Source organism: Hymenobacter agri (genome assembly GCF_054778495.1).
This window is the reverse complement of record NZ_BAAGZM010000422.1, coordinates 951-4697: the sequence shown is the minus strand read 5'-3', so window position 1 is coordinate 4697 and position 3747 is coordinate 951. Positions and strand designations below refer to the sequence as shown.

Genomic DNA, 3747 nt, shown 5'->3' with positions numbered 1-3747 from the left:
GGTGCCGGCGGGCTTGGGGCCCTTGCGGAAGTCGGTGCGCTGGGTGGTTTCGCCGGTGGCCGGGTCCCAGGTGTAGAGGTTCTGGGCGCGCACGTAGCTCACCAGCTGGCCGAAGCGGGCGAAGGCGGGCGCGCTTTCGCGCTCGGCCGTGTTCGTCACGCGTCGGATTTTCTGCGTTTTCAGGTCGAGCAGGTAGATGTCGCCGTCGCGCTCATACACCTTGCGGGTATACTTGGCGTCGTACTCACTGCCATTGGCGGGTAGAGTGCGCTGTTCGCGCTGGCTCACCTTCTGCGGCGTGGCGTTGCCGGTGGGTACCACCTGATACAGTGAGTCGCGCCGGTTCCGGTCGGGGTTCCAGCTGAAGTAGATGCGGCGGCCGTCTTCGCCCCAGTACACATTCGAGGGCGAGGTGCCGAGCCACTGCGCGGGGTCGCGCATGATTTTTTCGACGGTGAGCGGGGCCAGCGGGCCAGCCGGGGCAGGAGCCTGGGCCAGGGCCGGCGCGGCCCCCGCCAGCAGCCCGAGTAGGTACAAATTGCGCATCAACAAACTTAGCACGGCTCGGTCGATGCCACAGCCTACCGCAGCATAAGCCGGACCGTACTTATATTCGCCAACCCGGCCATTCCCTAAACCGAGTTATCGAGCTTGCCGCCGCTCCTTATGCCTATTCCCGAAATATTTTCCGAGTCCTACGGTCGGGTTTACCTCGACGAGTCCGTGCCGTGCGTCGTCATTCAGTGGCTGGGCTTTGCCAACCGCACCGAGTTCCTGGCCCTGCAGAACACGGCCCTGCGCTACCTCGAAGACTACTCCACTCCCGCCCGCCCCTGGGGTCTGGTGGCCGATGTGCGCCGCATGGAAGCCATCCCCACCGAAGTGCAGGCGTGGCTGGTGAACGAATTCAACCCCCGCGCCGTGGCCGCCGGCCTGCGCGAAGTGAGCGTGGTGCCCGCCGAAGGCATCTTTGGCCAGCTGGCCACTCAGCGCTACCAGCGCAACAGCACCGAAGCCGACCCCCACAACACCCTGCCCACCGTGCTCTACCCCACGCTGGAAGCGGCTGCCGAGGGGGCCCGGCAGGCGTTGGCTGGTCGCTGAGGCACCGCGGCCGGCTGCTGATTCCTGGCTGCCCGGCTGACACTGAGTATCCGGACTACCCGCGCCGCTTCTGCGGCTTGGGCGCGACGGGCTGCTGCGCCAGCAGCTGCAGTAGTCGGCCCGGGTTTATTTCGGTGAAGTCGGTGATGACCATGAGCGGGTTCTGAAAGGCTTTGGCCGGCAGCGAGGTAGCTACTCCCACGCAGCGCATGCCGGCGCGGTAGGCCGCCTGCTCGCCCAGCAGCGCATCCTCGAATACAATGCAGTTTTCCGGCTTCACGCCCAGCCTGGCGGCGGTGATGGAGTAAGTGTCGGGGTGGGGCTTGCCCTTGGGCACGTCGTCTTTGCCGATGATGACGTCAAAGTATTGGCGCAAATCCAGATAATCGAGGATGTAGCTGAGCGTGGGGCCACCCGAGCCGGTGCCCAGGCCGACTTTGAAGCCCTCGGCCCGCGCGGCATTTAGGAACTCAACCAGGCCCGGCAATGCCTGGCGCTGGCTCCAATAGAGGGTGCGGTAGAGGAACTCGCGCTGCTCAGCGTAAATATCGAGCTGTTTTTTATCGATGGAATGCCGGAACACGCTCTGGATGATGTCGCCCGCCGGCATGCCGTTGAGGCGCCGGAGCAGCTGGCGGGCGTTGGTGGTCAGGCCAAGGTCGCGGAACAGCAGCTGGAAGGCACGGGCCTGCACGGGCGTGTTGTCGACGAGCACGCCGTCCATGTCGAAGATGAGGGCTGGTTTCATAGATGCGTAGCGCGGACTTTTAGTCCGCGAATCAGATGGCAGGGCGCTCGCGGACTAAAAGTCCGCGCTACAACCTTGGGACGGGTTTCATAACCTTGCCTACGCACGGCGGGGCGGGCGCGGCGGTATCTTTGCCAGGCTTTTGCTTATTGCTGTTCCATGAAAAGAATCATTGCGCTGGCCTTGTTGGCGTTGCCCACGCTCGCCGCCAGCCCCGAAAAACCCGTGAAGCGCCCCAAGCTGGTGGTCGGCATCGTGGTCGACCAGATGCGCTACGACTACATCTACCGCTACTGGAGCAAGTACCCGGCCGGCGGTTTCCGGCGCCTGCTGGGCGAGGGCTTCAGCTACGAAAGCTGCCACTACAACTACGTGCCCACCTACACCGGCCCCGGCCACGCCAGCGTGTACACGGGCACCACGCCGGCCGTGCACGGCATCATCGGCAACAACTGGTTTGAGCGCGAAACCGGCAAGGGTACTTACGTGACTGAGGACAAAACCGTGCGGGCCGTGGGTGGTACCGAAGCCGCGGGCCAGATGTCGCCGCGCCACCTGCTCAGCACCACCATCACCGACGAGCTGCGGCTGGCCACTAACTTCCAGGCCAAAACCATCGGCATCAGCATGAAGGACCGGGGCAGCATCCTGCCCGCCGGCCACGCCGCCACCGCCGCCTATTGGTATGACGGCGTGAATGGCGCTTTCATCAGCAGCACCTTCTACCAAGCGGCCTTGCCCGAGTGGGTGGCTAAGTTCAATGCCGCCGGCCACGCCGCCGCCTACCTGGCCAAGCCTTGGAACACGCTGCTGCCCATTGCCGACTACACCGAAAGCTCGCCCGATGATGTGCCCTGGGAGGCGGCTTTCAAGGGCGAGAGCAAGCCGGTTTTCCCGCACGACCTGCCGGTGCTGGCGGCCGGTGCGCCGGCTTCGGTGACGCCGGCCCTCAAGAACTCGGGCGAAACCAAGAACCCGCAGCCGCCCACCCAGAACCTCGACCTCATCCGTAGCACGCCCTTCGGCAATAGCCTGACCACCGATTTCGCCCTCGAAATTCTGCGTCAGGAGCAAATGGGCCAGCGCGGCATCACCGATTTTCTGGCCATCAGCTACAGCTGCACCGACTACGTGGGCCACCAGTTCGGCCCCAACTCCATCGAGGCCGAAGACACCTACCTGCGCCTCGACCGCGAGCTGGCCCGCCTGTTCGAAACCCTGGACCGGCAGGTGGGCAAGGGCCAGGCCCTCGTATTTCTCACCGCCGACCACGCTGCGGCGCACGCCGTGGGCTTCAACCAAGCGCACCGGCTGCCGGGCGGCGGCGTGGGCCCCAACATCATGCGCGACTCGGTGCAGCGCGCCCTCACCCGCCAGTTTGGCGCCGGCCAGTGGGTGCTGAGCTACGAAAACCAGCAAGTGTATCTCAACCGCCCGCTGCTCAAAACCAAGAACATCGACCTCGACAAAGCCCAGCAGGCCGTGGCCGCCGCGCTGCTCACGCTGCCCGGCGTCACGCAGGCCCTCACCGCCCTCGACCTGCAGCGCGCCCACTGGAGCGAGGGCCTAGGCATGTACCAGGAAAACGGCTTCTTCGCCCCGCGCTCGGGCGACGTGCTTACGGTGCTGGCCCCGGGCTGGCTCGAAGCCTACGCCTACCCCGTGGTGAAAGGCACCACCCACGGCTCGGCCGGGGCCTACGACACGCACGTGCCGCTGCTGTTCTGGGGCTGGGGCGTGAAGCACGGCGCCTCGGCCGCCGCCGTGCGCATCACCGACATTGCGCCCACACTCGCGCAGTTTCTGCACATTCAGGAACCCAGCGGCACCACGGGCGTACCCCTGCGCGAGGTGCTGGGGCGGTAACGGCTGCCGCCGTTGCACGGCATGCCGCG

At 65.6% G+C, this 3747-nt stretch carries 4 protein-coding genes; 2 read left to right on the top strand and 2 right to left on the bottom strand.

The genetic code is table 11. The features are described 5' to 3' along the window. Window positions 1-546: TolB family protein (locus ACYVDE_RS16975; protein WP_460502739.1), on the bottom strand; the 546-nt coding region annotated here is incomplete at its 3' end. A 120-nt stretch (window positions 547-666) separates the two neighbouring features. Between ACYVDE_RS16975 and ACYVDE_RS16970 the strand changes: the two genes are divergently transcribed. Continuing rightward, entirely contained in the window at window positions 667-1104 is a 438-nt protein-coding gene (locus ACYVDE_RS16970) for a hypothetical protein (RefSeq protein WP_460502738.1), read from the top strand. A 55-nt stretch (window positions 1105-1159) separates the two neighbouring features. Here the strand turns inward: ACYVDE_RS16970 and ACYVDE_RS16965 are convergent, their stop codons facing one another. Next, window positions 1160-1852 (bottom strand): HAD family hydrolase, encoded by a 693-nt coding sequence (locus ACYVDE_RS16965; RefSeq protein ID WP_460502737.1) that lies wholly within the window; start codon window positions 1850-1852, stop codon window positions 1160-1162. 159 nt (window positions 1853-2011) lie between these two features. On the opposite strand from ACYVDE_RS16965, the gene pafA reads away from it, so the two are divergent. After that, window positions 2012-3718 (top strand): alkaline phosphatase family protein, encoded by a 1707-nt coding sequence (gene pafA, locus ACYVDE_RS16960; protein ID WP_460502736.1) that lies wholly within the window; start codon window positions 2012-2014, stop codon window positions 3716-3718. Window positions 3719-3747: the final 29 nt, after the last annotated feature.

Bases quoted from the DNA above. Each gene is read 5' to 3' on its own strand.
- ACYVDE_RS16970 (WP_460502738.1), top strand. From the start codon at position 667: ATGCCTATTCCCGAAATATTTTCCGAGTCCTACGGTCGGGTTTACCTC.
- ACYVDE_RS16965 (WP_460502737.1), bottom strand. From the start codon at position 1,852: ATGAAACCAGCCCTCATCTTCGACATGGACGGCGTGCTCGTCGACAAC.
- pafA (WP_460502736.1), top strand. From the start codon at position 2,012: ATGAAAAGAATCATTGCGCTGGCCTTGTTGGCGTTGCCCACGCTCGCC.